The 24,121-nt window shown below is 73.6% G+C and carries 30 protein-coding genes; 13 read left to right on the top strand and 17 right to left on the bottom strand.

Features of this window, described 5'->3' with window-relative positions:
* Position 1: 1 nt before the first annotated feature.
* The 10 genes from ACRAKJ_RS06795 to hrcA all read right to left on the bottom strand — a co-directional run bounded on the left by ACRAKJ_RS06795 (position 2) and on the right by hrcA (position 8,128).
* Positions 2-334: a (2Fe-2S) ferredoxin domain-containing protein gene (locus ACRAKJ_RS06795; RefSeq protein ID WP_438924730.1), complete on the bottom strand. Its 333-nt coding sequence runs from the start codon at positions 332-334 to the stop codon at positions 2-4.
* Entirely contained in the window at positions 334-666 is a 333-nt protein-coding gene (locus tag ACRAKJ_RS06790) for a cytidine deaminase (RefSeq protein WP_438924731.1), read from the bottom strand. Before ACRAKJ_RS06790 ends, ACRAKJ_RS06795 begins: the two co-directional genes overlap by 1 nt.
* Entirely contained in the window at positions 659-1,957 is a 1,299-nt protein-coding gene (locus ACRAKJ_RS06785) for a CNNM domain-containing protein (RefSeq protein WP_438924732.1), read from the bottom strand. Before ACRAKJ_RS06785 ends, ACRAKJ_RS06790 begins: the two co-directional genes overlap by 8 nt.
* 10 nt (positions 1,958-1,967) lie before the next feature.
* Complete coding sequence (gene ybeY / locus ACRAKJ_RS06780; protein ID WP_438924733.1) at positions 1,968-2,531, bottom strand: rRNA maturation RNase YbeY; 564 nt, start codon at positions 2,529-2,531, stop codon at positions 1,968-1,970.
* A 4-nt stretch (positions 2,532-2,535) separates the two neighbouring features.
* Positions 2,536-3,621 carry a PhoH family protein gene (locus tag ACRAKJ_RS06775; protein ID WP_438924734.1) on the bottom strand — a complete coding sequence of 362 codons (1,086 nt, stop codon included), beginning with the start codon at positions 3,619-3,621 and terminating at the stop codon, positions 2,536-2,538.
* Between the two features lie 250 nt (positions 3,622-3,871).
* Positions 3,872-4,213, bottom strand: coding sequence for a histidine triad nucleotide-binding protein (locus ACRAKJ_RS06770; protein ID WP_438924735.1), 342 nt, complete (start codon positions 4,211-4,213; stop codon positions 3,872-3,874).
* 14 nt (positions 4,214-4,227) lie between these two features.
* The gene (locus ACRAKJ_RS06765; RefSeq protein WP_438924736.1) at positions 4,228-4,995 is read right to left on the bottom strand and encodes a prolyl oligopeptidase family serine peptidase; all 768 of its coding nucleotides are present in this window, start codon (positions 4,993-4,995) and stop codon (positions 4,228-4,230) included.
* 139 nt (positions 4,996-5,134) lie between these two features.
* Positions 5,135-5,869, bottom strand: coding sequence for a 16S rRNA (uracil(1498)-N(3))-methyltransferase (locus tag ACRAKJ_RS06760; RefSeq protein ID WP_438924737.1), 735 nt, complete (start codon positions 5,867-5,869; stop codon positions 5,135-5,137).
* Entirely contained in the window at positions 5,866-7,017 is a 1,152-nt protein-coding gene (gene dnaJ / locus ACRAKJ_RS06755) for a molecular chaperone DnaJ (protein ID WP_438924738.1), read from the bottom strand. Before dnaJ ends, ACRAKJ_RS06760 begins: the two co-directional genes overlap by 4 nt.
* Positions 7,018-7,105: 88 nt before the next feature.
* Complete coding sequence (hrcA, locus tag ACRAKJ_RS06750; RefSeq protein ID WP_438924739.1) at positions 7,106-8,128, bottom strand: heat-inducible transcriptional repressor HrcA; 1,023 nt, start codon at positions 8,126-8,128, stop codon at positions 7,106-7,108.
* 110 nt (positions 8,129-8,238) lie between these two features.
* Between hrcA and ACRAKJ_RS06745 the strand changes: the two genes are divergently transcribed.
* On the top strand, positions 8,239-8,988 hold the full coding sequence (locus tag ACRAKJ_RS06745; RefSeq protein WP_438924740.1) for a GNAT family N-acetyltransferase: 750 nt from the start codon (positions 8,239-8,241) through the stop codon (positions 8,986-8,988).
* On the opposite strand, the gene ACRAKJ_RS06740 is transcribed toward ACRAKJ_RS06745, so the two are convergent.
* From ACRAKJ_RS06740 to hemW, 3 genes are all read right to left on the bottom strand, one after another.
* Positions 8,981-9,619, bottom strand: coding sequence for a hypothetical protein (locus ACRAKJ_RS06740; RefSeq protein WP_438924741.1), 639 nt, complete (start codon positions 9,617-9,619; stop codon positions 8,981-8,983). The two genes, ACRAKJ_RS06745 and ACRAKJ_RS06740, sit on opposite strands and share 8 nt — an antisense overlap.
* 23 nt (positions 9,620-9,642) lie before the next feature.
* A complete protein-coding gene (locus ACRAKJ_RS06735) occupies positions 9,643-10,491 on the bottom strand; it encodes a hypothetical protein (protein WP_438924742.1) in 849 nt (282 codons plus the stop codon).
* Between the two features lie 119 nt (positions 10,492-10,610).
* Positions 10,611-11,825 carry a radical SAM family heme chaperone HemW gene (gene hemW / locus ACRAKJ_RS06730; RefSeq protein ID WP_438924743.1) on the bottom strand — a complete coding sequence of 405 codons (1,215 nt, stop codon included), beginning with the start codon at positions 11,823-11,825 and terminating at the stop codon, positions 10,611-10,613.
* A gap of 94 nt (positions 11,826-11,919) precedes the next feature.
* Here hemW and ACRAKJ_RS06725 point away from each other — a divergent pair, with 94 nt between their 5' ends.
* The 11 genes from ACRAKJ_RS06725 (at position 11,920) to ACRAKJ_RS06675 (ending at position 21,470) form a co-directional block, all read left to right on the top strand.
* Positions 11,920-12,006, top strand: a complete 87-nt coding sequence (locus tag ACRAKJ_RS06725; protein ID WP_360453279.1) for a putative leader peptide — start codon at positions 11,920-11,922, stop codon at positions 12,004-12,006.
* Positions 12,007-12,119: 113 nt separating this feature from the next.
* Entirely contained in the window at positions 12,120-13,802 is a 1,683-nt protein-coding gene (locus ACRAKJ_RS06720; RefSeq protein ID WP_438924744.1) for a nitrite/sulfite reductase, read from the top strand.
* 36 nt (positions 13,803-13,838) lie between these two features.
* On the top strand, positions 13,839-13,997 hold the full coding sequence (locus ACRAKJ_RS06715; RefSeq protein WP_438924745.1) for an Insertion element protein: 159 nt from the start codon (positions 13,839-13,841) through the stop codon (positions 13,995-13,997).
* Complete coding sequence (locus ACRAKJ_RS06710) at positions 13,994-14,695, top strand: phosphoadenylyl-sulfate reductase (protein ID WP_438924746.1); 702 nt, start codon at positions 13,994-13,996, stop codon at positions 14,693-14,695. The genes ACRAKJ_RS06715 and ACRAKJ_RS06710 overlap by 4 nt, the downstream gene beginning before the upstream one ends.
* On the top strand, positions 14,692-15,600 hold the full coding sequence (gene cysD / locus ACRAKJ_RS06705; protein ID WP_438924747.1) for a sulfate adenylyltransferase subunit CysD: 909 nt from the start codon (positions 14,692-14,694) through the stop codon (positions 15,598-15,600). The genes ACRAKJ_RS06710 and cysD overlap by 4 nt, the downstream gene beginning before the upstream one ends.
* Positions 15,601-16,947 (top strand): GTP-binding protein, encoded by a 1,347-nt coding sequence (locus tag ACRAKJ_RS06700; protein ID WP_438924748.1) that lies wholly within the window; start codon positions 15,601-15,603, stop codon positions 16,945-16,947.
* Positions 16,948-16,972: 25 nt separating this feature from the next.
* Positions 16,973-18,055 (top strand): aliphatic sulfonate ABC transporter substrate-binding protein, encoded by a 1,083-nt coding sequence (locus ACRAKJ_RS06695; protein ID WP_438924749.1) that lies wholly within the window; start codon positions 16,973-16,975, stop codon positions 18,053-18,055.
* 22 nt (positions 18,056-18,077) lie between these two features.
* Positions 18,078-18,863, top strand: a complete 786-nt coding sequence (locus tag ACRAKJ_RS06690; protein WP_438924750.1) for an ATP-binding cassette domain-containing protein — start codon at positions 18,078-18,080, stop codon at positions 18,861-18,863.
* On the top strand, positions 18,844-19,722 hold the full coding sequence (locus ACRAKJ_RS06685; RefSeq protein WP_438924751.1) for an ABC transporter permease subunit: 879 nt from the start codon (positions 18,844-18,846) through the stop codon (positions 19,720-19,722). Before ACRAKJ_RS06690 ends, ACRAKJ_RS06685 begins: the two co-directional genes overlap by 20 nt.
* 47 nt (positions 19,723-19,769) lie before the next feature.
* Complete coding sequence (locus ACRAKJ_RS06680) at positions 19,770-20,501, top strand: CbiX/SirB N-terminal domain-containing protein (protein ID WP_438924752.1); 732 nt, start codon at positions 19,770-19,772, stop codon at positions 20,499-20,501.
* 195 nt (positions 20,502-20,696) lie between these two features.
* On the top strand, positions 20,697-21,470 hold the full coding sequence (locus ACRAKJ_RS06675) for an enoyl-CoA hydratase-related protein (RefSeq protein ID WP_438924753.1): 774 nt from the start codon (positions 20,697-20,699) through the stop codon (positions 21,468-21,470).
* A gap of 3 nt (positions 21,471-21,473) precedes the next feature.
* Here the strand turns inward: ACRAKJ_RS06675 and ACRAKJ_RS06670 are convergent, their stop codons facing one another.
* Genes ACRAKJ_RS06670 through ACRAKJ_RS06660 form a run of 3 tightly spaced genes read right to left on the bottom strand, consistent with a single transcriptional unit; the run spans position 21,474 to position 22,444 of the window.
* Positions 21,474-21,746, bottom strand: coding sequence for a barstar family protein (locus ACRAKJ_RS06670; protein ID WP_438924754.1), 273 nt, complete (start codon positions 21,744-21,746; stop codon positions 21,474-21,476).
* On the bottom strand, positions 21,743-22,198 hold the full coding sequence (locus ACRAKJ_RS06665) for a ribonuclease domain-containing protein (protein WP_438924755.1): 456 nt from the start codon (positions 22,196-22,198) through the stop codon (positions 21,743-21,745). Before ACRAKJ_RS06665 ends, ACRAKJ_RS06670 begins: the two co-directional genes overlap by 4 nt.
* A 9-nt stretch (positions 22,199-22,207) precedes the next feature.
* Positions 22,208-22,444 carry a hypothetical protein gene (locus ACRAKJ_RS06660; protein ID WP_438924756.1) on the bottom strand — a complete coding sequence of 79 codons (237 nt, stop codon included), beginning with the start codon at positions 22,442-22,444 and terminating at the stop codon, positions 22,208-22,210.
* Positions 22,445-22,512: 68 nt separating this feature from the next.
* Here ACRAKJ_RS06660 and ACRAKJ_RS06655 point away from each other — a divergent pair, with 68 nt between their 5' ends.
* Entirely contained in the window at positions 22,513-23,481 is a 969-nt protein-coding gene (locus ACRAKJ_RS06655) for a zinc-binding dehydrogenase (protein ID WP_438924757.1), read from the top strand.
* Here the strand turns inward: ACRAKJ_RS06655 and ACRAKJ_RS06650 are convergent.
* On the bottom strand, positions 23,468-24,058 hold the full coding sequence (locus ACRAKJ_RS06650; protein ID WP_447008895.1) for a DsbA family oxidoreductase: 591 nt from the start codon (positions 24,056-24,058) through the stop codon (positions 23,468-23,470). The genes ACRAKJ_RS06655 and ACRAKJ_RS06650 overlap by 14 nt on opposite strands.
* Between the last annotated feature and the right edge of the window lie 63 nt (positions 24,059-24,121).

The following is a 24,121-nucleotide window of genomic DNA, read 5'->3' as shown; positions in this document are numbered from 1 at the left end:
TCTAGGCGCGTTGAGCGGCCGGCGGCGCGATCCGGTTCAGCTCCAGCGCCGCCGGCATCGGGCCGCCCTCGGTCAGCCAGCGCTCCAGGTCGTCCATCGTCCCGTCCTGGAGCACGAAGCCCAGCCACACCGGCTTCTGCCCGCGCGGCTTCACCACGATCACGTTCGAGTTCTCGCACGCGTCCAGGCAGTCCGCCGTGCGCACCCGCAGCGCGCCGCCCGACGCCGCCGCCAGCGCCGTCAACCGGCGCACCTGCTCCTCGTGGTCGAAGTCCGGGTGCTTCTTCACCGTGCCGCAGCAGCAACCGCGGCACACCGTGACGTAGTCGCGCACTACAGGGTCTCCAGCAGGGCGCCCGACGCGTCCGCCCGCAGCACCGGCGCGCCCGCCGCCAGGTCCCGCACCGCCGACACCGACGCCTCGTCCACCGCCCCGGCCGACGTCACGACCGCCGCCGCCTCCAGGCCCTCCGCACCGCTGGACACCGCCGCCGCCACCGCCGCCTGCAACGCGGTCAGCCGCAGCGACGGCAGCGCCACCGTGGTCGCCGCGTACGTCCGGCCGTCGGTGTCGCGCACCGCCGCGCCCTCCGCCGCACCGGTCCGCGCCCGCGCCGAACGGGCCAGCGTGATGATCTTCAGGTCCTCGGGGTCCAGCTCACTCACCGGCGTCTCCCTCGTCGTCGTCCTTCGGCGCCGGGCGCACCAGCACCGTCGTGATGCGCACCCGCCCGCGCTCGTCCTTGCCGCCCTCGGCCCGCATCCGCAGGCCCGCGATCTCCGCCTCCGTGCCCGGCAGCGGCACGCGGCCCAACCGCTGCGCCAGCAGGCCGCCCACGGTCTCCACCTCGTGGTCGTCCAGCTCCGTGCCGAACAACGCGTCCAGGTCGTCCACCGGCAGCCGCGCGCTCACCCGCACCGACCCGTCCGCCAAGTGCTCCACCGGCGGCCGGTCGTCCGTGTCGGACTCGTCGGTGATCTCGCCGACGATCTCCTCCAGGATGTCCTCGATCGTCAGCAGGCCCGCCGTGCCGCCGTACTCGTCCACCACCACCGCCAGGTGGTTGCGCGACAGCTGCATCTCCCGCAGCAGGTCCGCGATCGGCTTCGAGTCCGGGATGAACGACGCCGGCTTCATCACGTCCGCCACCGACACGCCGTTCGGCTCCTCGGCCAGCGTCAGCCGCACCAGGTCCTTCAGGTTCACCACGCCGACGATGTCGTCGACGCTCTCCCCGATCACCGGCACCCGGGTGTACCCGGTGCGCAGCGACAGCGCCAACGCCTGCCGGATCGACTTCGCCGACTCGATCCACACGATCTCCGTGCGCGGCACCATCACCTCGCGCGCGATCGTGTCGCCCAGCTCGAAGACCGAGTGGATCATCTCCCGCTCGCCCTCGTCGACCACGCCGCGCTCCTGCGCCATGTCGACCAGCTCGCGCAGCTCCACCTCGGACGAGAACGGGCCCTCGCGGAACCCCTTGCCCGGCGTGATCGCGTTGCCGACCAGGATCAGCAGCTTGCTCAACGGCCCCAGCACGCGGCCCAGCACCCGGATCGGCCCCGCCGCCAGCAGGCTCACCGCGTACGGGTGCTGCCTGCCGATCGTGCGCGGACCCACGCCCACCAGCACGTACGACACGACCAACATGCTCAGGCCGGCCACCAGCACCGCCACCCAGCCGGTCGCGATCAGCCGGGAGCACACCACCGTCACCAGCACGGTCGCCGCCAGCTCGCAGCCCAGCCGCAGCAGGAGCAGCAGGTTCACGTGCCGCGGCCGGTCCGCCAGCAGCGCGATCAGCTGCCGCGTGCCCGAACGCCCCTGCCGCTGCAACGCCTCGACGCGCGCCCTCGACACCGTGCCCAGCGCCGCGTCCGCACCCGCGAACGCGCCCGCCGCCAGCACCAACAGCACGGCCAGCACCAGCAGGCCGGGGTTACCGGCTACCACCTCGGCCGCCTCAGGCCGTCGACCCGGGGCGGTCGGTGCCCTCCGCGTCCTCCAGGCCCACCGCCCCGAGCAGCTTCGAGTCCGCCTCGCGCTGGGCCGACTTGCGCTCCGCCTCCGCCACCGACGCCCGGAAGTCACCCAGGATGCGGTTCTGCAGGGTGAACATCTCCCGCTCCTCCGCGGGCTCCGCGTGGTCGTAGCCGAGGAGGTGCAGCACACCGTGCACGGTCAGCAGGTGCAGCTCGTCCAGCAGGCCGTGCCCGGCCTTCTTCGCCTGGTCCTTGGCGAAGTCCGGGCACAGCACGATGTCGCCGAGCAGGGCGGGCCCCAACCCGGCCGCGTCCGGCCGCCGGGCCGAGTCCAGCTCGTCCATCGGGAACGCCATGACGTCCGTCGGACCGGGCAGGTCCATCCAGCGCTGGTGCAGGTCCGCCATCACGTCCAGCTCGACCAGCAGGACGGACAGCTCGGCCAACGGGCTGACGCCCATCCGGTCCAGGGCGAACCGGGCGGCGGCGACGATGGACGGCTCGTCCACGCCGACGCCCGACTCGTTCGCGATCTCGATGCTCACGGGCCTATCGTCCCCGGCGCTGCCCACGCGACCGCGCACCGGGTCCCGCGTGGTGCTGGGGGCCCTCCCCGGCTTCGCGCTCCTCCTGCTCGACCTGCCACTTGTCGTAGGCGTCCACGATGTCCGCCACCAGCTGGTGCCGGACCACGTCGTTGCTGGTCAGGACGGAGAAGTGGACGTCGTCGACGCCTTCGAGGATCTCCCTGACCACCTTCAGGCCGCTGCGCTGCCCACCGGGCAGGTCGACCTGCGTGACGTCGCCGGTCACCACGATCTTCGAGCCGAAGCCCAACCGGGTGAGGAACATCTTCATCTGCTCGGGCGTCGTGTTCTGCGCCTCGTCGAGGATGATGAACGCGTCATTGAGGCTACGACCACGCATGTACGCCAGCGGGGCGACCTCGATCGTGCCCGCCTGGGTCAGGCGGGGGATGGACTCGGGGTCGACCATGTCGTGCAGCGCGTCGTACAGCGGGCGCAGGTAGGGGTCGATCTTCTCGTTCAGGGTGCCGGGCAGGTAGCCGAGGCGCTCGCCGGCCTCGACCGCCGGGCGGGTCAGGATGATGCGGTTGACCTGCTTGGCCTGGAGGGCCTGCACGGCCTTCGCCATCGCCAGGTAGGTCTTGCCGGTGCCCGCGGGGCCGATGCCGAACACGATGGTGTTCTGGTCGATCGCGTCCACGTAGTGCTTCTGGTTGAGCGTCTTCGGGCGGATCGTGCGGCCGCGCCGGGAGATGATGTCGAGGCTCAGGACCTCGGCGGGCGACTCGCTGGTGCCCGCGGACAGCATGGCGACGGTGCGGCGGACCGTGTCGGGCCCGACCTGCTGGCCGCGGCCGGCGAGGGTGACGAGCTCGGAGAACACCCGTTCGGCGAACGCCACGTCGGCGGGTCGGCCGGACAGGGTGACCTCGTTGCCGCGCACGTGCACGTCGGCGTCGAGCAGTTCTTCGGCGAGCCGGAGGTTCTCGTCGCGCGACCCGAGCAGCGCGAGCACCGCGCCGTCGGGCACCGAGAACTTGGACTGCGCGTCCTGGGCGGTGGCCGCGTCCCGGCCTGCCTGCGGCGTGTTGTCAGCGGTACCGGCCACGTGGCCTCGGGCCCTCTTCCTGCGCCTTCGCGCGGTGCTCGGGTGGACTTGACCTGCTCCACCGATGCTAGCCGCCGGCACCGGCGGTGCGCACCGGAGTAAGGCCGACCGGAACGCCGGTGGCCGGGCCTGGTGGGTGCGCGGCGGGGACGGCCCGGTCCCGGGACCGGTGCCGCGGTCCACCGCCGGCCCGGCCGCCGCGGCGCGCCCGCAGGTGGCCCCGGGACCGTTTACGCAGGTCGGGCGGGTGTCAGGCCAGGGGGCCGAGGCGGCGTCCGCCGAGCACGTGCAGGTGCGCGTGGAAGACGGTCTGGCCCGCGTCGGAGCCGGTGTTGAACAGGGTGCGGTAGCCGGTGCCGGCGATCCCCTCGGCCTTGGCGACCTCGCCGGCGGCGAGGAACAGGTCGTCGAGCACGCCGGGTGCGGCGGCGGCCAGGGCGACGGCGTCGGGGGCGTGGGTCTTGGGCACCAACACGACGTGCGTGGGCGCCTGCGGGGCGATGTCGCGGAACGCCAGCGTGGTGTCGGTCTCGTGGACCACGGTGGCCGGGATCTCCCGGGCGACGATGCGGCAGAACAGGCAGTCGGACATGCGCCGCAGGCTACTCACCCGGGGTGGGCGACGGAGCCGCCGGACGCGGTGGCGCGCGCCAGGCGCAGGGCGGCGTCGCGGCAGGCGGCCCAGGCGGCGGTGCCGACGGTGACGAGGTCCATGTGGCCCGCGCCGGGCAGGGCGACCAGTTCGGCGCCGGAGGCGCGGGCGAACGCGGCGCTCTGCTCGAACGGCACGTCCTCGTCGTCCTCGCCGTGCACCAGGACGAGGGGCTTGCCGAGGGGGAGGGAGGCGGCGGGCGAGGCGTCGGCGTAGCGGTCGGGCACCTCGTCGGGGGTGCCGCCGAGCAGTTCGGCGACGCGGCGGGTGACCGCCGGGTGGGAGAGGAGGTCGAGGACGCCGGCCTGCGCGACGGCGGCGAGCACGCGGGGGTGCCGGGCGGCGGCCCACACGGCCAGGTGACCGCCCGCCGAGTGACCGAGCGTCACCACGGGACCGAGGTCGTCGGGCAGCGCGGAGATGGCGGCGAGCACGTCGTCACCGGTGGCGGGCCACCCGCCGCCGCCCGCGACGCGCCGGTACTCGATGTTGAACGCCGCCGCGCCGTGCGCGACGAGGTCGTCGGCGAGGGGGCGGCCGAGTTCGAGGCCATATCTCTGGTGCCAGAAACCACCGTGGATTACCACGATGACGGGAAAGGATTCACCACCCGGCGTGGAAAACTCGCCGAACTGGCTCGGGTGGGAGCCGTAGGTGACGCGCAACCGAAAGCCTCCGCACAAAAAGGGCCGCGTCGCGGTGGGACCTGGGGGTCGTCCCACCGCGACGCGGCGGCGCCGGACCGAGGGGGGAGGTGTCCGGCGAGTCCGTTCCGAGGGGTCGACCAGGCGACCCGTCCAACCCCTCTGGCCATGAGCGTAACCCCTGCGTCAGGCGTTCGCCAGAAGGGAGCAGCCCCCATTACCGCCAGCGATCGGTCAGCACACCCAGCGCACCCAGCGCGACCGCCGCGGCGGTCGACGCTCGCAGAACGGCAGGTCCCAGTCGCACTACGTGCGCGCCCGCCGCGGTCAACGCCGACAATTCCCCGTCGGTGATGCCGCCTTCCGGTCCGACGACGAGCAGCACGTCGCCGGAAGGCGGCAGCGGAACCGTTCCGATCCCTTGCGAAGAGGATTCGTGCAAAACCAACGCGGTCGCCGAGGAGGACACGAGTGAGGCGAGTCCGGGGGTCTGCACGGGGTCGGCGACGGACGGCACGCGGGCGCGCCGGGCCTGCTTCGCCGCCTCGCGGGCGGTGGCGCGCCACCGTTCGAGGGCCTTCGCGCCGCGCGGGCCGTCCTCCCACTTGGTCACGCAGCGCGAGGCCCGCCACGGCACGACGGCGTCCACGCCGGCCTCGGTGGCCAGTTCCACGGCCAGCTCGCCGCGGTCGCCCTTGACCAGGGCCTGCACCAGGACGACCCGCACGGACGGCTCGGGCACGGTCCAGCGCTCGACGACGCGCAGCCGCAGGGCGTCCTTGAGCGCCTCCTCGACCACGCACCGGACCTGGTCGCCCGTGCCGTCGGACAGGACGAGCTCCTCGCCCGCCCGCAGCCGGCGCACGGTGGCCGCGTGCCGGCCCTCGGGGCCGTCGAGGACCACCGCGTCGCCGGCGGGCAGCGCGGGGACGAGGAAGACGGGCAGCGTCACCGGTGGCCGCGGCCGGAGCGCAGCCGCGAGAACAGCCCCCCGCCGCCCTTGCCGTTGTGGGCGAGGGTCGGCTCGTCCTCGCCGCGGGCGGCGGCCAGCTCGCGCAGCAGCTCGGCCTGGCGGGCGTCGAGCTTGGTGGGCACGACGACCTCCAGGTGCACGTGCAGGTCGCCGCGGCCGTCGACGCGCCCGCTGGAGCGCAGCCGGGGCATGCCGCGGCCGGCGAGCACCAGCACGGTGTTCGGCTGGGTGCCCGGCTCGATCTCCAGGTCCTCCTCGCCGTCCAGCGTGGCCAGCGGCAGGACGGCGCCGAGCGCGGCGGTCGTCATCGGGATGTGCACCGAGCAGTGCAGGTTGGCGCCGTCGCGCTCGAAGACCTCGTGCGGCACCTCCTCGACCTCGACGTACAGGTCGCCGGCGGGGCCGCCGCCGGGGCCGACCTCGCCCTGGCCCGCGAGCCGCACCCGCATGCCCTCGGCCACGCCGGTCGGGATCTGCACGGAGATGGTGCGCCGGGAGCGGACCCGGCCCTCGCCCGCGCACTGGCGGCACGGGTCGGGGATGACCTCGCCGAGGCCGCGGCACACCGGGCAGGGCCGCGCGGTGACGACCTGGCCCAGGAAGGACCGCTGCACCGACTGCACCTCGCCGCGCCCGCCGCAGGTGTCGCAGCGCGTCGGGGACGTGCCCTCGGCGCAGCCGCTGCCCACGCACAGGTCGCACAGGATGGCCGTGTCGACGGTCAGCTCCCGCGAGGCGCCCGCCGCGCACTCCTCCAACGTCATCGACAGCCGGATGAGCGCGTCGGAGCCGGGCTGCACGCGGCTGCGCGGCCCCCGTCCGCCCGCGCCGCCGCCCGCGCCGAAGAACGCGTCCATGATGTCGCCGAGACCGAAGCCCGCGAACGGGTCGCCGCCGCCCCGGCCGCCGCCGCCCGGCTCCAGCGGGTCGCCGCCCAGGTCGACGACCTGCCGCTTCTTCGGGTCCGAGAGGACCTCGTAGGCGGCGGTCACCTCCTTGAAGCGCGCTTCCTCGTTGGGGTTCACGTCCGGGTGGAGCTGCCGCGCGAGCTTGCGGTAGGCGCGCTTGATCTCCTCGGGTGTCGCGTTCTTGGAGACCCCGAGCGTGCCGTAGTAGTCCCTCGCCACCGTGTTTTCCTCCTGCGAGCGGCGTCGTGCGCACGCGCGCGCTCGCCTGCCAAACGTCCTGCGGGACCGCGGTGTTCCTCCCCCGCCGTCACCGTCCGGTCAAGATCTCCCCCACGTAGGTGGCGACCGCGCGCACGGCCGCCATCGTGCCGGGGTAGTCCATGCGGGTCGGCCCGACCACGCCCATCCCCCCGAGCAGGTTGCCCCGGCTGCCGTAGCCGATGGACACGACGGAGGTGCTGCGCATCTCCGCCGCCTCGTTCTCCTCGCCGATGTGCACCAGGATGGTGCCGGGGTCGCGGGCCGCGGCCAGCAGCTTGAGCACCACGACCTGCTCCTCCAGCGCCTCCAGCACCTGGCGCAGCGAACCGGGGAAGTCTGCCACGTTGCGGGTGAGGTTCGCGGTGCCACCCAGCACCAGGCGCTCCTCGGGGTGCTCGACCAGCGACTCGATGAGCACGGTGGCGACCCGCAGCACGATGTCGCGCAGCTCGGCCGGTGCCTCCTCGGGCAGCCGGGCGACCTCGGCGGAGGCGTCGGAGAGGCGCTTGCCGACCATCGCGGCGTTGAGCATGGCGCGCACCCGGGCGACGTTGTCCTCGGTGATGACGTCGCCGAGGTCGACCGAGCGCTGGTCGACGCGGCCGGTGTCGGTGATCAGCACCAGCATGAGGCGGGCGGGCGTGATGGCCAGCACCTCGATGTGGCGGACCGTGGCGCGGCTGAGCACCGGGTACTGCACAACGGCGACCTGGCGGGTCAGCTGGGCGAGCAGGCGCACGCTGCGGCGGAGCACGTCGTCGAGGTCGTAGGCGCCCTCCAGGAAGTTCTGGATGGCCTTGCGCTCGGGCGAGGACAGGGGCTTGACCTCGCTGAGCCGGTCCACGAACAGGCGGTAGCCCTTGTCGGTGGGCACGCGGCCGGCGCTGGTGTGCGGCTGGGTGATGTAGCCGTCCTCCTCCAGCTGGGCCATGTCGTTGCGCACGGTGGCGCTGGACACGCCCAGGTTGTGCCGCTCGACCAGCGCTTTCGACCCGACGGGCTCCTGGTTGGACACGTAGTCGGCGACGATCGCGCGCAGTACTTCGAACCTGCGCTCATCGGCGTTCACCGCACGTCACCTCCAGGACGATCCGGACTGCTTCCCCCCGAGTTTACGGAGGTCGGCGGGCACGGGGGAAAATCGTTGGTCCGGGTTCGGTCACATCGTTAGCGTCGGGCGTGCCCAACTCACCCCGGCTCTCCGCCGTGCAGTCCGCGTTGCGCGAGTCGATCCGCTCCGGCGCCCACCGCACGGGGCCGTTCCTCGTGCACTTCGACGCCCACAGCGACAACCCCCACATGAACTACGCGGTGCCCGACGACGGCGCCGCGCCGACGCCCGCGGAGGTCGCCGACCTGGTGTCGACGTTCCGCGAGCGGTCGCGGGCGCCCCGGCTGGAGTACCTGCGGCCCGCGCCGGGGCTGGACGCGGCGCTGGCGTCGGCCGGGTTCGCGGTGGACCGGTCGGTGCCGCTGCTGGTGCTGGCCGAGCTGGTCGCGCCGCCGGTCCCGGCGGGCCTGGTGGTGGCGCCGGCGACCTCGGACGAGGACCTGCTGGCGGCGTCGGCGGTGCAGAACGCGGCGTTCGGCGTCGGCGGCGGTGCGGACGGGGGCGACGTGGCGCGGCAGCGGGCGCTGGTCGAGGACGGCGGCGCGGTCGTGCTGGCCCGGCTGGCCGGCGAGCCGGTGGGCGCGGGCGCGTTCACCGCCCCGCGCGGCGGCCTGTCGCAGGTGGCGGGCATCGCGGTGCTGCCCGCGTTCCGCCGGCGCGGGATCGCCTCGGCGGTGTGCGCCGACCTGACCGCGCGGGTGCTGGCGGCGGGCTGCGCGCCGTTCCTGGAGACCGAGCCGGACGACAAGGTGACCCGCCTCTACGGGCCGCTGGGCTACCGGGTGGTCGGCGAGTCGGCGTCCGCCACCCTTACGTGAACTCGATCCACAACAGCACGCCCAGGCTGACCAGGTGCCAGGCGACCAGCAGGCTGACGCCCACCTCCCACGGGAACGGCAACCAGTCCTCCGAGTCGAACACGAGGAGGGCGAGCAGGCCGGCGAACAGGCCGAGGCTCTTGTAGAAGACGAACTTCGCGGTCAGCGCCACGACGGCGTGGTGCGCCGCCAGTCCCACCAGCAGGTAGACCCAGGTCCAGTGGACGGTGACGGCGAGCCACCCGGTGAGGCCGAAGACCGGCAGCACGACCGCGAGGAACAGGCTCACCCGGAGCACGAGGTCCGCGGCGGCCCGGCGCAGCAGGGGCGTCGCGGACCGGTTGCCGCCCGACCAGCGGGTGAAGGACAGGACCGGCCACCGGGTGAAGTACACCTGCTGCTCGGCCTCGACGTCCTCCGCCGGGTCGTAGGCGAGGGCCAGCACCCTGCCGCGTTCGTTGCGGAACGTCACGTGTCGAGGCGCGGCGCGCAGCAGGCCGCGCAGCCTGAGGGTCATGGCGATGCTGCCGGGTGACGCGTTGACCGCGATCACGGAGTAGAGGTTGGCCACGAGGAACAGCCCGACGGCCGACACCGTCGAGAACAACAACGCGCGGACGACGTCCCACATGATTTCCTCCGTTGTTCCCGAGATCAGTCGAACAAGCCGTCGGCCATTTCGTCGAGCAGGTCGCTCCCCGCCCCCGGTTCACCGGATCGCGCCTCGTGCCCACCGGCCACCCCGGTTCCGACGAGGTCGAAACCACCTCCGGTGAACGTCGCCCCACCGCCGTGCAACCACTTCCAGAGCCGGTCGGTGAATTCGACCAGCGGAAACCCGTCCGGGGTGCCGGTGACGGCGACGCACGCGACGAGCCAGCCGAACACCTCCTTCGGCTTCCTCCTGGTGGGCGGTGCGGGGAATCCGGTGGCGAGGGCCAAGGCGGTGATCGCCGCGCCCCCGCGCCGGGGGTCGGCCACGTCCTCGAACAGCGCGAGGACCCCCTGGGAGAGCGGTTTGGCCGCGATCGCGCGGGTGAAGCGGGCACTCGTCACCGCATGCCCCGCGGCGAGCCCCCGGCGCGCCTGCACGACCAGCGAGGCGAGCCGGGGTGAGGCCAGTTCCGCCAGGTCGTACTCCCAGTCGTCGGGCAGGGCGGGTGCCTGCACGACCGGCCAGAGCGCGAACACCACCACGTCCAGCGCCACCCGTTCGGACAGGGGCACGGGGGTGGTGCACCGGGTGATGGCCAGGTACTGGACCAGGCCGGTGACCACGAGGTCCCGGACCGCCTCCCGGCCCGGTCGGGGGTCCGCGTCACCCAGAGCGGCCCGCAGGTCGCCCAGTCGGTGCTCGTGCGCCGCCCGTTTGCGACGAGGCACCGCAGCCATCAGCGCGGCGTAGTCGACGGCGAGGTGGTCGACCCACGCGCGCAACTGCGGGAGGTCGAGCGGAGCGGGCTGGGAGGCGTTCCCGTAGAAATCGTTGTGGACGACGTACATGTCACGCCCCGCTTGGCAGACGGCGCTGCTCCCGTGGGCGTGTGCGTTCTGCTCGACCATTCCGCTCCCCGTTCACCGATGCGCCTTTATCGGCGGGGGGTGGGGGAACGTGACCGTCGTCAGGTGAGCCGGTGCACGACGGCGTCGGCGAGCAGCCTGCCCCGGTCGGTGAGCACGCAGCGGCCCTCGTCCAGGGCGGCGGGGTCGAGCAAGCCGTCGGCGGCGGCGGTCTTGGCCTCGGCCCGGCCGTCGTCGTCGAGGACGTCGAGGGGCAGGCCGGTGGCCAGGCGCAGTTCGAGCAGGACGCGCTCGACGCGGCGGTCGTCGTCGGTCAGCACCTCGCGGCCGGCGGCCGGGGAGGTGCCGGCTGCGAGCAGCTCGGCGTACTTCGCGGGGTGCTTGACGTTCCACCAGCGCACGCCGCCGACGTGGCTGTGCGCGCCGGGGCCGGCGCCCCACCAGTCGGCGCCCCGCCAGTAGAGCAGGTTGTGCCGGCAGGCGGCCTCGTCGGACGCGGCCCAGTTCGACACCTCGTACCAGCGCAGGCCCTGGGCGGTCATGGCGGCGTCGACCAGCTCGTACTTGTCGGCGAGCACGTCGTCGTCGGGCATCGGCAGCTCGCCCCGGCGCACCCGGCGGGCCAGGGCGGTGCCCTCCTCGACGATCAGGGCGTAGGCCGACACGTGGTCCACGCCCGCGTCGCGCACGGCGTCCAGCGACGCCCGGAGGTCGTCGGCGGACTCGCCGGGCGTGCCGTAGATGAGGTCGAGGTTCACGTGCTCGAACCCGGCCTCGCGGGCCTCGCGGGCCGCGGCGACGGGGCGGCCGGGGGTGTGGGCGCGGTCGAGGACGGCGAGCACGTGCCGGGCCGCGGACTGCATGCCGAGCGACACCCGGGTGTAGCCGGCGTCACGGATGTCCGCGAAGAACGACGGCGAGGTGGACTCGGGGTTGGACTCGGTGGTGACCTCCGCGCCCGGCGCGAGGCCGAACGAGGCGCGCACGGCGTCGAGGACGTCGGCCAGCCCGCCGGCGCCGAGCAGTGACGGAGTGCCACCGCCGACGAACACCGTCTCGACCGGCGGGGCGGTGCCGAGCACGGTCGCGGCGAGGTCCAGTTCGCGCCGCAGCCCCTCCAGCCACGACTGCGGCGAGGCGGAGGTGCCCAGCTCACCGGCGGTGTAGGTGTTGAAGTCGCAGTAGCCGCACCGGGTCGCGCAGAACGGGACGTGCACGTAGACGCCGAAGGGCCGGGAGCCGATCCCGGCGAGGGCGGTGACGGGGAGTGAGCCGTCGGGCGGCGCGGGGTCGCCGGTCGGCAGAGCGGAGGGCATGGCCGCCATTGTCCCATTTACCAGGCGCGGGACCCTCGTCCCACGATGCGGATGACGGTGGACCACGAGGTGGACGCGTGGCACCCTCATCCCCATGACATCGACCGGAGTGCGCCTGGTGGTCCGCCGCCACGTCGACTTCCGTCGTGTCTCCAGCGCGATGTGCCGTCGTTCGGCATAACCCGCGCCCGTATTTTTTGTTCCCGTCGGCGCCGGGTGCGCTGACGAGACCCCCACCACGGTTCTGCCGGGACTCGCACGCGCACCAGCGCCCCGAAACCCCGGAGGACGAGGATGGTCCCCCCGACGACGACGCCTCAGCGCACGAAGCAGCGCCGAGGTGAGGGGCAGTGGGCGCTGGGCTACCGCGAGCCGCTGAACCCGAACGAGCGGAGCAAGAAGGACGACAACCCGCTCAACGTCCGGGCGCGGATCGAGAACATCTACGCCCACGGCGGGTTCGACTCCATCGACCCGGCCGACCTGCGCGGACGTTTCCGCTGGTACGGCCTCTACACCCAGCGCAAGCCCGGTATCGACGGCGGCCGCACGGCCACCCTGGAGCCGGAGGAGCTGGACGACGAGTACTTCATGCTGCGCGTCCGCGTGGACGGCGGCCGGCTCACCACGCAGCAGCTCGCGCTGCTCGGCGAGCTGTCGCAGACCTACGCGCGCGACACCGCCGACATCACCGACCGGCAGAACATCCAGTACCACTGGATCAGGATCGAGGACGTCCCGACGATCTGGCGCAAGCTGGAGGACGCGGGCCTGACCACGATGGAGGCGTGCGGCGACAGCCCGCGCGTGGTGCTCGGCTCCCCCGTGGCGGGCATCGCCGAGGACGAGGTGCTCGACGGCTCCCCGGCGATCGACGAGATCCTGCGCCGCTACATCGGCGACCCGCGCTTCTCGAACCTGCCGCGCAAGTTCAAGACCGCGATCTCCGGCCTGCCGGACGTGGCGCACGAGATCCACGACGTGGCGTTCGTCGGCGTGGACCACCCCGAGCACGGGCCGGGCTTCGACCTGTGGGTCGGCGGCGGCCTGTCCACGAACCCGATGATCGGCAAGCGGCTGGGCGCGTGGGTGCCGCTCGACGAGGTGCCGGACGTGTGGGAGGGCGTGATCAGCGTCTTCCGCGACTACGGCTACCGCCGCCTGCGCCACCGCGCGCGGATCAAGTTCCTGGTCGCCGACTGGGGCCCCGAGAGGTTCCGGCAGGTCCTGGAGGACGAGTACCTCAAGCGCAGGCTGGTCGACGGCCCCGCGCCCGAGGTGCCCGCCGTGCCGCGCGACCACATCGGCGTGCACCGGCAGAAGGACGGCCTGTTCTACGTCGGCGCGGCCCCGATCGCCGGCCGGGTGTCCGGCTCCACGCTGGTCGAGGTGGCCAAGGTCGTGGAACGCGCCGGGTCGGCGCGGGTCCGGCTCACGCCGCAGCAGAAGCTGGTCGTGCTCGACGTGCCGGAGGCCGAGGTCCGGACGCTCCAGGCGGACCTGGCGAAGCTGGGCCTGCAGACCGAGCCGTCGCCGTGGCGGCGGGGCGTGATGGCGTGCACCGGCATCGAGTTCTGCAAGCTCGCGATCGTGGAGACCAAGGCCCGCGCGGTCGAGCTGGTCTCCGCGCTGGAGACCCGGCTGGCCGACGTCGTGGCCGGCGTCACCGAGCCGGTCTCGGTGCACATCAACGGCTGCCCGAACTCGTGCGCCCGTATCCAGACCGCCGACATCGGCCTCAAGGGCCAGATCGTCACGGATGCGGACGGCCGCCAGGTCGAGGGCTTCCAGGTGCACCTGGGCGGCGGCCTCGGGCTGGACGCCGGGTTCGGCCGCAAGCTGCGCGGGCACAAGGTCACCGCCGCCGAGCTGTCGGACTACGTCGAGCGCGTGGTGCGCAACTTCGTGGCGAAGCGGGAGCCGGAGGAGAGGTTCGCGCAGTGGGTCGCGCGGGCGGACGAGGGTGACCTGAAATGACCGCCCGTCGACGCACGTGCCCCCGCGGAGGCGGCCATGAGTGAGCGCGCCACGCCCTTCTACTGCCCCTACTGCGGCGACGAGGACCTCCGCCCGCAGGAGGAGCCGGGCCACTCGTGGCTGTGCGCCGCCTGCCGCCGCGTGTTCACGGTCAAGTTCGTGGGTCTCAACCTTCCCCAGGAGGTGCAGCGATGACCGCCCCCACCAGGGTCGAGGAGCTCAAGGTGATCGCCGGGGCCGCCTCGGTCGAGCTGGCGGACGCCAGCGCCGAGGAGGCGTTGGCGTGGACCGCCCGCACGTTCGGCGAGAGCTGGATCGTCGCGTCGAACATGCAGGACGCCGTGCTGGTCGACCTGGCCACCAAGGTCAAGCCGGACGTGGACGTGCTGTTCCTGGAGACCGGCTACCACTTCGCCGAGACCATCGGTACGCGGGACGCGGTGGACCTGGTCTACCCCGGCGTGCGCGTCGTCAACGCCGCCGCCGAGCAGTCGGTGGCCGACCAGGAGGCCGAGTTCGGCCCCCTCAACCGCACCGACCCGACCCGGTGCTGCGAGCTGCGCAAGGTCGTCCCGCTGCGGCGGACCCTGGCGAAGTACGACGCGTGGGTCACCGGCGTGCGCCGGGTCGACGCGCCGACCCGGGCGAACACCCCGGTCGTGCAGTGGGACGAGCGCAACGGGCTGGTGAAGGTCAACCCGATCGCGGCGTGGAGCGACGAGCGCTTCAACGCCTACATCGCCGACCACGGGATCCTGGAGAACCCGCTGGTGCAGGCCGGTTACCCCTCCATCGGCTGCGCGCCGTGCACCGCGAAGCCGCTGCCGGGCTCCGACCCGCGCAGCGGCCGGTGGGCCGGGCTGGCCAAGACAGAATGCGGGTTGCACGGATGACCGCCACGACGACGGCACTGGACGCGCTCGGCCGCCTGGAGTCCGAGGCGATCCACATCTTCCGCGAGGTCGCGGGCGAGTTCGACCGGCCGGTGATCCTGTTCTCCGGTGGCAAGGACTCGACGCTGCTGCTGCACCTCGCGGTGAAGGCGTTCTGGCCCGCGCCGGTCCCGTTCCCGCTGCTGCACGTGGACACCGGGCACAACTTCGAGGAGGTCATCGACTTCCGCGACCGCGTGGTGGCGCGGTACGGGCTGCGCCTGGAGGTGGCGAAGGTCCAGGACTACATCGACGACGGCCGCCTCGCCGAGCGCCCGGACGGCACCCGCAACCCGCTGCAGACCGTGCCGCTGCTCGACGCGATCACGAACCACCGGTTCGACGCGGTGTTCGGCGGCGGCCGGCGCGACGAGGAGCGGGCCCGCGCCAAGGAGCGGATCTTCAGCCTGCGCAACTCCTTCGGCCAGTGGGAGCCGCGCCGCCAGCGGCCCGAGCTGTGGAACCTCTACAACGGCCGGCACCGCCCCGGCGAGCACGTGCGCGTGTTCCCGCTGTCCAACTGGACCGAGCTGGACGTGTGGCACTACATCGCCCGCGAGGGCATCAAGCTGCCGTCGATCTACTACGCCCACCGGCGCGAGGTGTACCTGCGCGACGGCATGTGGCTCGCGGAAGGCCCGTGGGGCGGTCCGCGCGACGGCGAGGTCAAGGTCGAGAAGACCGTGCGCTACCGCACCGTCGGCGACGGCTCGTGCACCGGTGCGGTCGAGTCCGACGCCGCCGACATCGAGACGGTCATCGCGGAGGTGGCGGCGTCGCGCCTCACCGAGCGCGGCGCGACCCGCGCGGACGACCGGCTGTCCGAGGCCGCCATGGAAGACCGCAAGCGGGAGGGGTACTTCTAGATGAGCGACCTGTTGAGGCTGGCCACGGCGGGCAGCGTGGACGACGGCAAGTCCACGCTCGTCGGCAGGCTGCTCTACGACACCAAGTCGGTGCTCGCGGACACGCTGGACGCGGTGCACCGCGCCAGCGCCGACCGCGGCCTGGCCACCCCGGACCTGTCGCTGCTGGTCGACGGCCTGCGCTCGGAACGCGAGCAGGGCATCACCATCGACGTGGCCTACCGCTACTTCGCCACGCCGAACCGGTCCTTCGTGCTCGCCGACACCCCCGGCCACGTCCAGTACACCCGCAACACGGTGACCGGCGCGTCCACCGCGCAGCTCGGCGTGCTGCTGGTCGACGCGCGCAAGGGCGTGATCGAGCAGACCCGGCGGCACGCGGCCGTGCTCGCGCTGCTGGGCGTGCCGAGGCTGGTGCTGGCGGTCAACAAGATCGACCTGGTCGGGTACGACGAGGTGACGTTCTCCCGCATCGCCAAGGAGTTCACCGCGCACGCCACCGCCCTCGGGTACGCCGAGGACGCCGTCGTGGGCATCCCGGTCTCCGCGCTGGCCGGCGACAACGTGGTGGACCGCTCGGAGCGCACGCCCTGGTACGACGGGCCGACGCTGCTGGAGCACCTGGAGACCGTGCCGGTCGACTCCGACCCGCACGACGCGCCGTTCCGGTTCCCCGTCCAGTACGTGATCCGGCCGCGCACCGCCGAGCACCCCGACTACCGCGGCTACGCGGGCCAGGTCGCGGCGGGCACGGTGCGCGTCGGCGACGAGGTCGCCGTGCTGCCGGGCGGGCTGCGCACGACCGTGACCGGCATCGACACCGCCGACGGCCCGCTGGAGGAGGCCGAGGCGGGCCGGTCGGTGACGCTGCTGCTCGCGCACGACGTCGACGTCTCGCGCGGCGACCTGATCGCCGCCGCGGCCGTGCCGCCGACGGTGACCGACGAGTTCGAGGCCACCGTGTGCTGGCTGGCGGAGAAGCCCCTCGCGCCCGGCGCGCGGGTGCTGGTCAAGCACGGCACGCGCACCGTGCAGGCGATCGTCACCGAGCTGCGCACCCGGTTCGACGAGCAGCGGCTCGCCAGCACCGACGCGCCCGCCTCGCTGGCCCTCAACGAGATCGGCCAGGTCGTGGTGCGGACCGCTGAACCCATCCCCCTCGACGACTACACGCGCAACCGGCGCACCGGGTCGTTCCTGGTCATCGACGCCGCCGACGGCAGCACGCTGGCCGCCGGGCTCGTCGGGGCGCCGCTGCCGGAACCGACCGGCGTGGACAGCTGTACCGGGGGCGGCGACACCGCCCCGACACCCGACGACCACGCCCTCGTCTCCCCCGGTCCCTGACCCAGCCCGAAAGGCACCCGCCGCCGTGAGCACCAGACGCACCCTCCTGACCACGTCACTGGCCGTACTGACCGCACTCACGGCGCTCGCCGGGTGCTCCCGCGTCGACCGCGCCGAGGAGGCCGCGGCACCCGCCGCGGACCAGGGCGCCGCCACCGAGATCCGCCTCGGGTACTTCCCGAACGTCACGCACGCCGCCGCGCTGATCGGCGTGGACAAGGGCCTGTTCGCGAAGGAGCTGGGCTCCACCAAGCTCACGACGCAGACGTTCAACGCGGGCCCGGAGGCGGTGAACGCGCTGCTCGGCGCGTCGCTGGACGCCACGTTCATCGGCTCCGGCCCGGCCATCAACGCCTACGCCAAGTCCAACGGCGAGGCCATCCGGCTCGTCGCGGGCGCCACGTCCGGCGGCGCGCAGCTCGTCGTGAAGCCGGAGATCAACTCCCCGGCCGACCTCAAGGGCAAGGTCATCACCACGCCGCAGCTCGCCAACACGCAGGACGTGGCGCTGAAGAAGTGGCTGTCCGACCAGGGCCTCGCCATCGGCACGGGTCCCGACCAGGTGAACGTCACCAACACCGAGAACGCGCAGTCGCTGGACCTGTTCAAGCGCGGCGACGTGCAGGGCGCGTGGGCACCGGAGCCGTGGTCGTCGCGGCTGGTGCTCGACGCGGGCGCCAAGGTGCTGCTGGACGAGAAGACCCTGTGGGAGGACGGGAAGTTCCCGACCACCGTGCTGATCGTGCGCACGAAGTTCCTCCAGGAGCACCCGCAGACCGTCGAGGCCCTGCTGCGCGGCCACCTCGCCGCCACGGACTTCGGGCGGGACAACCAGGTCGAGGCCAAGCAGGTCGTCAACAACGCGCTCAAGACCCTCACCGGCAAGTCGCTGGGCGAGCCGGTGCTCGACCGCGCGTTCGACGGCATCGAGCTGGTGCTCGACCCGCAGGCCAAGTCGTTCCCGCGGCTGGCGGAGGACGCGGTGACGGCGGGCGTGGCGAAGGAGGCCGCCGACGTGGCGGGCCTCGTCGACTTCACGCTGCTGAACAAGGTGCTCTCGGCGGCGGGCAAGCCGACCGTGGACGCCGCCGGGCTGGACAAGAAGTAACCCAGGGGAAGGCAGGCACACCATGACCGCCACTCTCGAGCCCTCGGCCACCGCCACCGTGGACGCGGCGGTGACCCTGTCCGGCGTGCGCAAGGTCTTCGGCCACGGCGCAGCGGCCGTCTCCGCGCTCGACGGCCTCGACCTGCGGGTCGCGCCGGGCGAGTTCGTGTGCCTGCTGGGCGCGTCCGGCTGCGGCAAGAGCACGCTGCTCAACCTCGTCGCCGGGCTGGACGCGCCCTCCTCGGGCACCATCGCGCTGACCACGTCGCGGCCCGCCGTGATGTTCCAGGAGGCGGCCCTGATGCCGTGGCTGACCGCCGCGCGCAACGTGGAGCTGCCGCTGCGCCTCGCGGGCCTCAAGCGCGGCCCCCGCCGGGAGAAGGCGAGCGAGCTGCTCGACCTCGTCCGGCTCGCCGGCGCCGGGCACAAGCGGCCGCACGAGCTGTCCGGCGGCATGCGCCAGCGCGTCGCCCTGGCGCGCGCCCTGGCGTCCACGCTGGGCAGCGCCGAGGAGGGCACGCCCGGCCTGCTGCTGATGGACGAGCCGTTCGCCGCGCTCGACGCCATCACCCGCGACGTGCTCCAGGCGGAGCTGGTGCGGGTGTGGCGCGAGACGGAGACCGCGATCCTGTTCGTCACCCACGACGTGCGCGAGGCCGTGCGGCTGGGGCAGCGGGTCGTGCTGCTGTCCTCCCGGCCCGGCCGCGTGGTGCGCGAGTGGGACACCACCTCGGGCGACGAGGCCACGCTGATCGACGACATCACGACCCACCTGCGGGAGGTGATCAGTGGCCACGCCGCGGCTTGAGAACGACCTCGCGGCGGTCGGCGCCGGTCTCGACGCCCTCGACGCGCCCACGCAGGAGCAGCGGCCGTCGCTGGGGAAGCGGTTCGTCCGCACGGCGCTGCCGCCGCTGATCGCGTTCGCCCTGCTGCTGGGCGTGTGGCAGGGGCTGTGGGCGCTGGCGTTCTGGCCGGAGTACCAGCTGCCGTCGCCCTCGGCGGTGTGGGGCTCGGTGGCCGAGGCGATCGAGTCCGGCCGCGCCGTCGAGGTGCTGTGGACCTCGGTGCACCGGGCCGTGCTCGGCTTCCTCGCCGCCGTGCTGATCGCCACGCCGCTGGGCCTGCTCATCGCCAAGGTGCGGGTGGTGCGGGCCGCGATCGGGTCGCTGCTGACGGGCCTCCAGTCGCTGCCGTCGGTGGCGTGGGTGCCCGCGGGCATCCTGTGGTTCGGCGCGACCCCGTCGACGATCTACTTCGTGGTGCTGATGGGCTCGGTGCCGTCGATCGCCAACGGCCTGGTGTCCGGCGTGGACCAGATCCCGCCGCTGCTGCCGCGCGTCGGCCAGGCGCTCGGCGCGGGCAAGGTCGCCGCGGCCCGGCACATCCTGCTGCCCGCGGCGCTGCCCGGCTACCTGGCGGGCCTCAAGCAGGGCTGGGCGTTCTCCTGGCGGTCGCTGATGGCGGCGGAGATCATCGCCACCTCGCCGCAGCTGGGCGAGGGCCTGGGCCAGTACCTGCACAACGGGTCGTCGCTCAACGACATCTCCATGGTGATCGCGGCGATCTTCCTCATCCTGCTCGTCGGCGTCGGCATCGAGCTGCTGGTGTTCCGGCCGCTGGAGCGGGCGGTGCTCCGGGCGCGTGGTCTGACGGGGGCGCTGTGACGGGGGCGGGGCTGTGAAGGGGTCGGGGCTGTGAAGGGGGCGGGGCTGTGACGGCGCTCGTCGCGGTGGCCCACGGCAGCCGGGACCCGCGCTCGGCGGCGACCGTGCACGCCCTGCTGGACGTGGTGCGGGCGCTGCGGCCGGGGCTGGACGTGCGGGCCTCGTTCCTGGACCTGTCGGTGCCGCCGCTGGGGGAGGTGCTGCGGTCGGCGCGCGCGGACGGGCACCGCTCGGCCGTCGTCGTGCCGCTGCTGCTGGGCCGGGCGTTCCACGCGCGGGTCGACGTGCCGGGCGCGGTCGCCGAGGCGCGGGTGCCCGCGCTGGACGTGACGATCTCCGACGTGCTGGGCCCCGACCCGCGCCTGGAGTCCGCCGCCCTGCGCCGGCTGGCCTCGGTGGGCGTGCGCTCCGGCGACCGGTCGCTGGGCGTCGTGCTGGCGGGCGCGGGCTCGTCGCACGCCCCGGCGAACGCCCTGGTGTCCTCGATCGCCGCCCGCTGGGCCGCCGGTTCCGGCTGGGCGGGCGTCGAGGCCGCCTTCGCGTCCTCCGCGTCGCCGGACGTCCCCACCGCTGTGGCCCGACTGCGCGCGCGGGGCGCCCGGCGCGTCGCGGTCGCCTCGTGGTTCCTCGCGCCGGGGTTCCTGCCCGACCGGGTGGCGCGGCTGGCCGGCGAGGACGCCGTCGTCGCCCCGCCCCTGGGCGCGGACCCGGAGGTCGCGGAACTCGTGCTGCACCGCTACCAGGCCGCGGCGACGTCCCGGCTGGCCCGCAGCGCCTAGCCCCGCGGCGTCGGGCGCCCTCCTCGTCCGGTGCCGCGATCAGGCGCTCCACCACGTCCGGGGTCGTGCGCGGGTCGGCCACGTCGACCCGCGCGGAGACGCGGTCGGTGGAGGCGTGCCGGGCGGCGGTCAGGCCGTCGTGCACAGCGAGGTGGATCGCCGTCGTCGGGAAAACGGGACCGTAGAGTGCCGCCCATGGCAGACGAGCTGGTCCACTACGAGGTGCGGCGTGGCATCGCGACGATCACGCTGGACTCCCCCCGCAACCGCAACGCCCTGTCCACGCGGCTGCGCGCCGAGCTGACCGCCCACCTGGCGGCGGCCGTCGACGACGACGCCGTGCGCGTCGTCGTGCTGAGCCACACCGGACCGGTGTTCTGCTCCGGCATGGACCTCAAGGAGGCGGGCGGCGCGAGCGCGGGCGAGCAGGGGGTCAACGAGTTCCCCGCGATCCTGGAGCGGATCTGGACCAGCCCGAAGCCCGTCGTCGCACGGCTCGCCGGCCCGGCCCGCGCGGGCGGCGTCGGCCTGGTCGCCGCCTGCGACATCGCGGTCGCCGCCGACACGGCCACGTTCGCGTTCAGCGAGGTCCGCATCGGCGTGGTGCCCGCCGTCATCTCGGTCACCGTGCTGCCCCGCCTGCTGCCGCGCGCCGCGCACGAGCTGTTCCTCACCGGCGAGACGTTCACCGCGACCCGGGCCGCGGAGATCGGCCTGATCAACTCGGCCGTGCCCGCCGACGGGCTGGACGCCGAGGTCGCCCGCTACGCGGACATGCTGGCGCTGGGCGGGCCGACCGCGCTGGCCGCCACCAAGCGGATGCTCCGCGAGCCCCGGTCGAGCGACCTGGGCGAGGTGTTCGCCGACATGCTGGAGCTGTCCGCGCGGCACTTCGGCGGCCCCGAGGGCCAGGAGGGCATCGCCGCGTTCGTCGAGAAGCGCAGGGCGGGCTGGGTGCCGCGGGACTGAGGGTCAGTCGCTGTAGACGACGGTCAGCACGCGGTCGCCCACCTCCGCGGTGCGGGCGACCGCGTCGGCCAGCACCGCCTCCACCTCGGCGTTCCCGCCCTCCCACACCAGCACGTGCTCGCCCTCGGGCAGCCACGACAGGTCGGTGAGGGCGTCGTGCAGCGCGTCGAGGTTGTGCCCGAACCACGAGGGGAAGTCGAGCGCGTCGGCGACGGCCGCGATGGCGGCCCGCTTCGACCGCGCGCCGGACCGCACGTGGTGGCGGTGGGTGCTCACCGGGTCACGTCCACGACGACGAACGACGCGTAGTGGTCACCGGTGTAGTAGACCTCGTCGGCCGAGCCCGTCACCAGCCGCCGCGCGCCGCGGTCGTCGCTGCCCGGCGTGGGCACGGTGTACTCGCGGTAGTAGTCGCCGGACTCGCGCGGCAGCCGCTGCTCGCGGTTCTGGAACGCGACGCCGTCGTTGCGCGGGTACGGGAACGGCCCGCCCCGCTCCACCAGCTCCCACGTCGCGCGGACCTGCGCCGGCAGGTCGGACAGCTCCTCGACCGGCAGCCGCGACGCCTCCGCGCCGGGCACGGCGCTCGCCGGCGCGGAGGCCGGGGTGGTGCCGGTGGTGCTCGGCGGCGCGTCGTCCGGACCGGTCAGGCCGGGGACGAAGTACCCGATCAGGACCAGCGCGATCAGGCCGAGCAGTGCGACGGTGAGACGACGTGCGGGGGTCACCCCCAGAGCCTACGAACCGCTCCGGGGTCCGGTCTTCCCGGGCACCTCGGGCGCCGGCGCGGCGGGCACCTTGGGCACCGGGTTGTAGCGGGTGGAGGCGTTGTCCACGACCCGGTCGATCAGCCGGGCCGCGCCCAGGCACAGCGGCAGCAGCACGCACATGAGCAGGCCGAACTGGAACGGGAAGGCCAGCTGCGCCATCCACAGCTCGACCCCGTCCCACCAGTCCCCGAAGGCGTCCACCACCCGCCCGAGGGTAGTCGGGTGACGTGCTTCACCGCACGCCGCTCCGTACTTGTCGGTAAGTTCGCCGCATGTTCGCCGTCTACGCAGCCGAGCCGAGCCCGCAAGACCCCATCGCCGCCCTGCGCGTCGGCGAGCGACCGGACCCCGCGGTCCCGGACGGCTGGGTGAAGGTGGCGGTGCGGGCGGCGAGCCTGAACATGCACGACCTGTGGACGCTGCGCGGCGTGGGCATCAAGGCCGACCGGTTCCCGATGGTCCTGGGCTGCGACGGCGCGGGCGTGCTGGAGGACGGCACGGAGGTGGTGCTGCACTCGGTGATCGGCGACCCGGCGTGGTCCGGTGACGAGACGCTCGACCCGGGCCGCACCCTGCTCACCGAGAAGCACCAGGGCACGTTCGCCGACCACGTCGTGGTGCCCGCGCGCAACGCCCTGCCCAAGCCCGCCGGGCTGAGCTTCGCCGAGGCGGCGTGCATGGGCACGGCGTGGCTGACGGCCTACCGGATGCTGTTCGTGAAGTCCGGTCTGCGGCCCGGTCAGACGATGCTCGTGCAGGGCGCGTCCGGCGGCGTGTCGACCGCCCTGGTGCAGCTGGGCCGCGCGGCCGGCTTCCGGGTGTGGGTGACCGGCCGCACCGAGGAGAAGCGGGCGCTGGCCACGTCCCTGGGCGCGCACGCCGCCTTCGAGTCCGGCGCGCGGCTGCCCGAGCGGGTCGACGCGGTGTTCGAGACCGTCGGCAAGGCCACCTGGTCGCACTCGATGAAGTCGCTCAAGCCCGGCGGGATCGTCGTGATCTCGGGCGCCACCAGCGGTGACGCCTCCGCCGCCGAGCTCCAGCGGCTGTTCTTCCTCCAGCTGCGCGTGGTCGGCTCGACCATGGGCACCCGCGAGGAGCTGGGCGACCTGCTGTCGTTCTGCGAGCTGAACGGCCTGCGCCCGCAGATCGGCGCCGAGCTGCCGTTCGAGCGCGCCGAGGAGGGCTTCCGCTCGATGCTCGACGGCGAGACCGCCGGCAAGATCGTGTTCAGCCGGTCCTGAGCAGGTCGAGCAGGACCTCCGGGTCCTGCGCGCCGGCCACGCCCCGGTTGCCCACCACGAACGTGGGCACCGACCGCACGCCGATCGCGACGCCCTCGGCCAGCTCCTCGGTGAGGCGCTCGGCCAGGGCCGCGTCGTCGAGCGCGCCCTCCGCCCCGGTCAGCCCGGCCTCGGTCGCCAGCGCCACCAGCACGTCCCGGTCGCCGAGGTGGGCGCCCTCGGTGAAGTGCGCCCGGAAGAAGCGCTCCCCGACCGCGCCCTGCACGCCCTGCTCGCGCGCGAGCAGCAGCAACCGGTGCGCGTCGAACGTGTTCGCCTCCACCTGCCCCGACAGGTCGTAGGCCAGCCCCACGCCCGCCGCCACCTCGGTGACCCGGGCCTGCGCCTGGCGCGCCCCGTCGACGCCGAACTTCTCCCCCAGCACCTCCACCACCGGCCGCCCGCTGTTCGCCGCGCGCGGGTCCAGCTGGAACGGCCGCCACACCACCTCGACGGGCTCGCCGTCCCACGCCTCCAGCGCGCGCTCCAGCTTGCGCTTGCCGATGTAGCACCAGGGACACACCACGTCTGACCACACGTCGAGCTGCACGGCTCGGTCAACCCGCGCGGGGGTCCCGTTGTTCCCCTCGTCCCAACGGAC

It is taken from the genome of Saccharothrix sp. DSM 118769 (genome assembly GCF_052936295.1).
This window is presented reverse-complemented; position numbering and strand designations above follow the sequence as displayed.

Excerpts from the sequence above, each read along its gene's own strand:
- ACRAKJ_RS06770 (WP_438924735.1), bottom strand. The coding sequence starts at position 4,213 with ATGTCCGACTGCCTGTTCTGCCGCATCGTCGCCCGGGAGATCCCGGCC.
- ACRAKJ_RS06740 (WP_438924741.1), bottom strand. The coding sequence starts at position 9,619 with ATGTGGGACGTCGTCCGCGCGTTGTTGTTCTCGACGGTGTCGGCCGTC.
- ACRAKJ_RS06735 (WP_438924742.1), bottom strand. The coding sequence starts at position 10,491 with ATGTACGTCGTCCACAACGATTTCTACGGGAACGCCTCCCAGCCCGCT.
- hemW (WP_438924743.1), bottom strand. The coding sequence starts at position 11,825 with ATGCCCTCCGCTCTGCCGACCGGCGACCCCGCGCCGCCCGACGGCTCA.
- ACRAKJ_RS06725 (WP_360453279.1), top strand. The coding sequence starts at position 11,920 with ATGACATCGACCGGAGTGCGCCTGGTGGTCCGCCGCCACGTCGACTTC.
- ACRAKJ_RS06720 (WP_438924744.1), top strand. The coding sequence starts at position 12,120 with ATGGTCCCCCCGACGACGACGCCTCAGCGCACGAAGCAGCGCCGAGGT.
- ACRAKJ_RS06715 (WP_438924745.1), top strand. The coding sequence starts at position 13,839 with ATGAGTGAGCGCGCCACGCCCTTCTACTGCCCCTACTGCGGCGACGAG.
- ACRAKJ_RS06710 (WP_438924746.1), top strand. The coding sequence starts at position 13,994 with ATGACCGCCCCCACCAGGGTCGAGGAGCTCAAGGTGATCGCCGGGGCC.
- cysD (WP_438924747.1), top strand. The coding sequence starts at position 14,692 with ATGACCGCCACGACGACGGCACTGGACGCGCTCGGCCGCCTGGAGTCC.
- ACRAKJ_RS06700 (WP_438924748.1), top strand. The coding sequence starts at position 15,601 with ATGAGCGACCTGTTGAGGCTGGCCACGGCGGGCAGCGTGGACGACGGC.
- ACRAKJ_RS06690 (WP_438924750.1), top strand. The coding sequence starts at position 18,078 with ATGACCGCCACTCTCGAGCCCTCGGCCACCGCCACCGTGGACGCGGCG.
- ACRAKJ_RS06675 (WP_438924753.1), top strand. The coding sequence starts at position 20,697 with ATGGCAGACGAGCTGGTCCACTACGAGGTGCGGCGTGGCATCGCGACG.
- ACRAKJ_RS06655 (WP_438924757.1), top strand. The coding sequence starts at position 22,513 with ATGTTCGCCGTCTACGCAGCCGAGCCGAGCCCGCAAGACCCCATCGCC.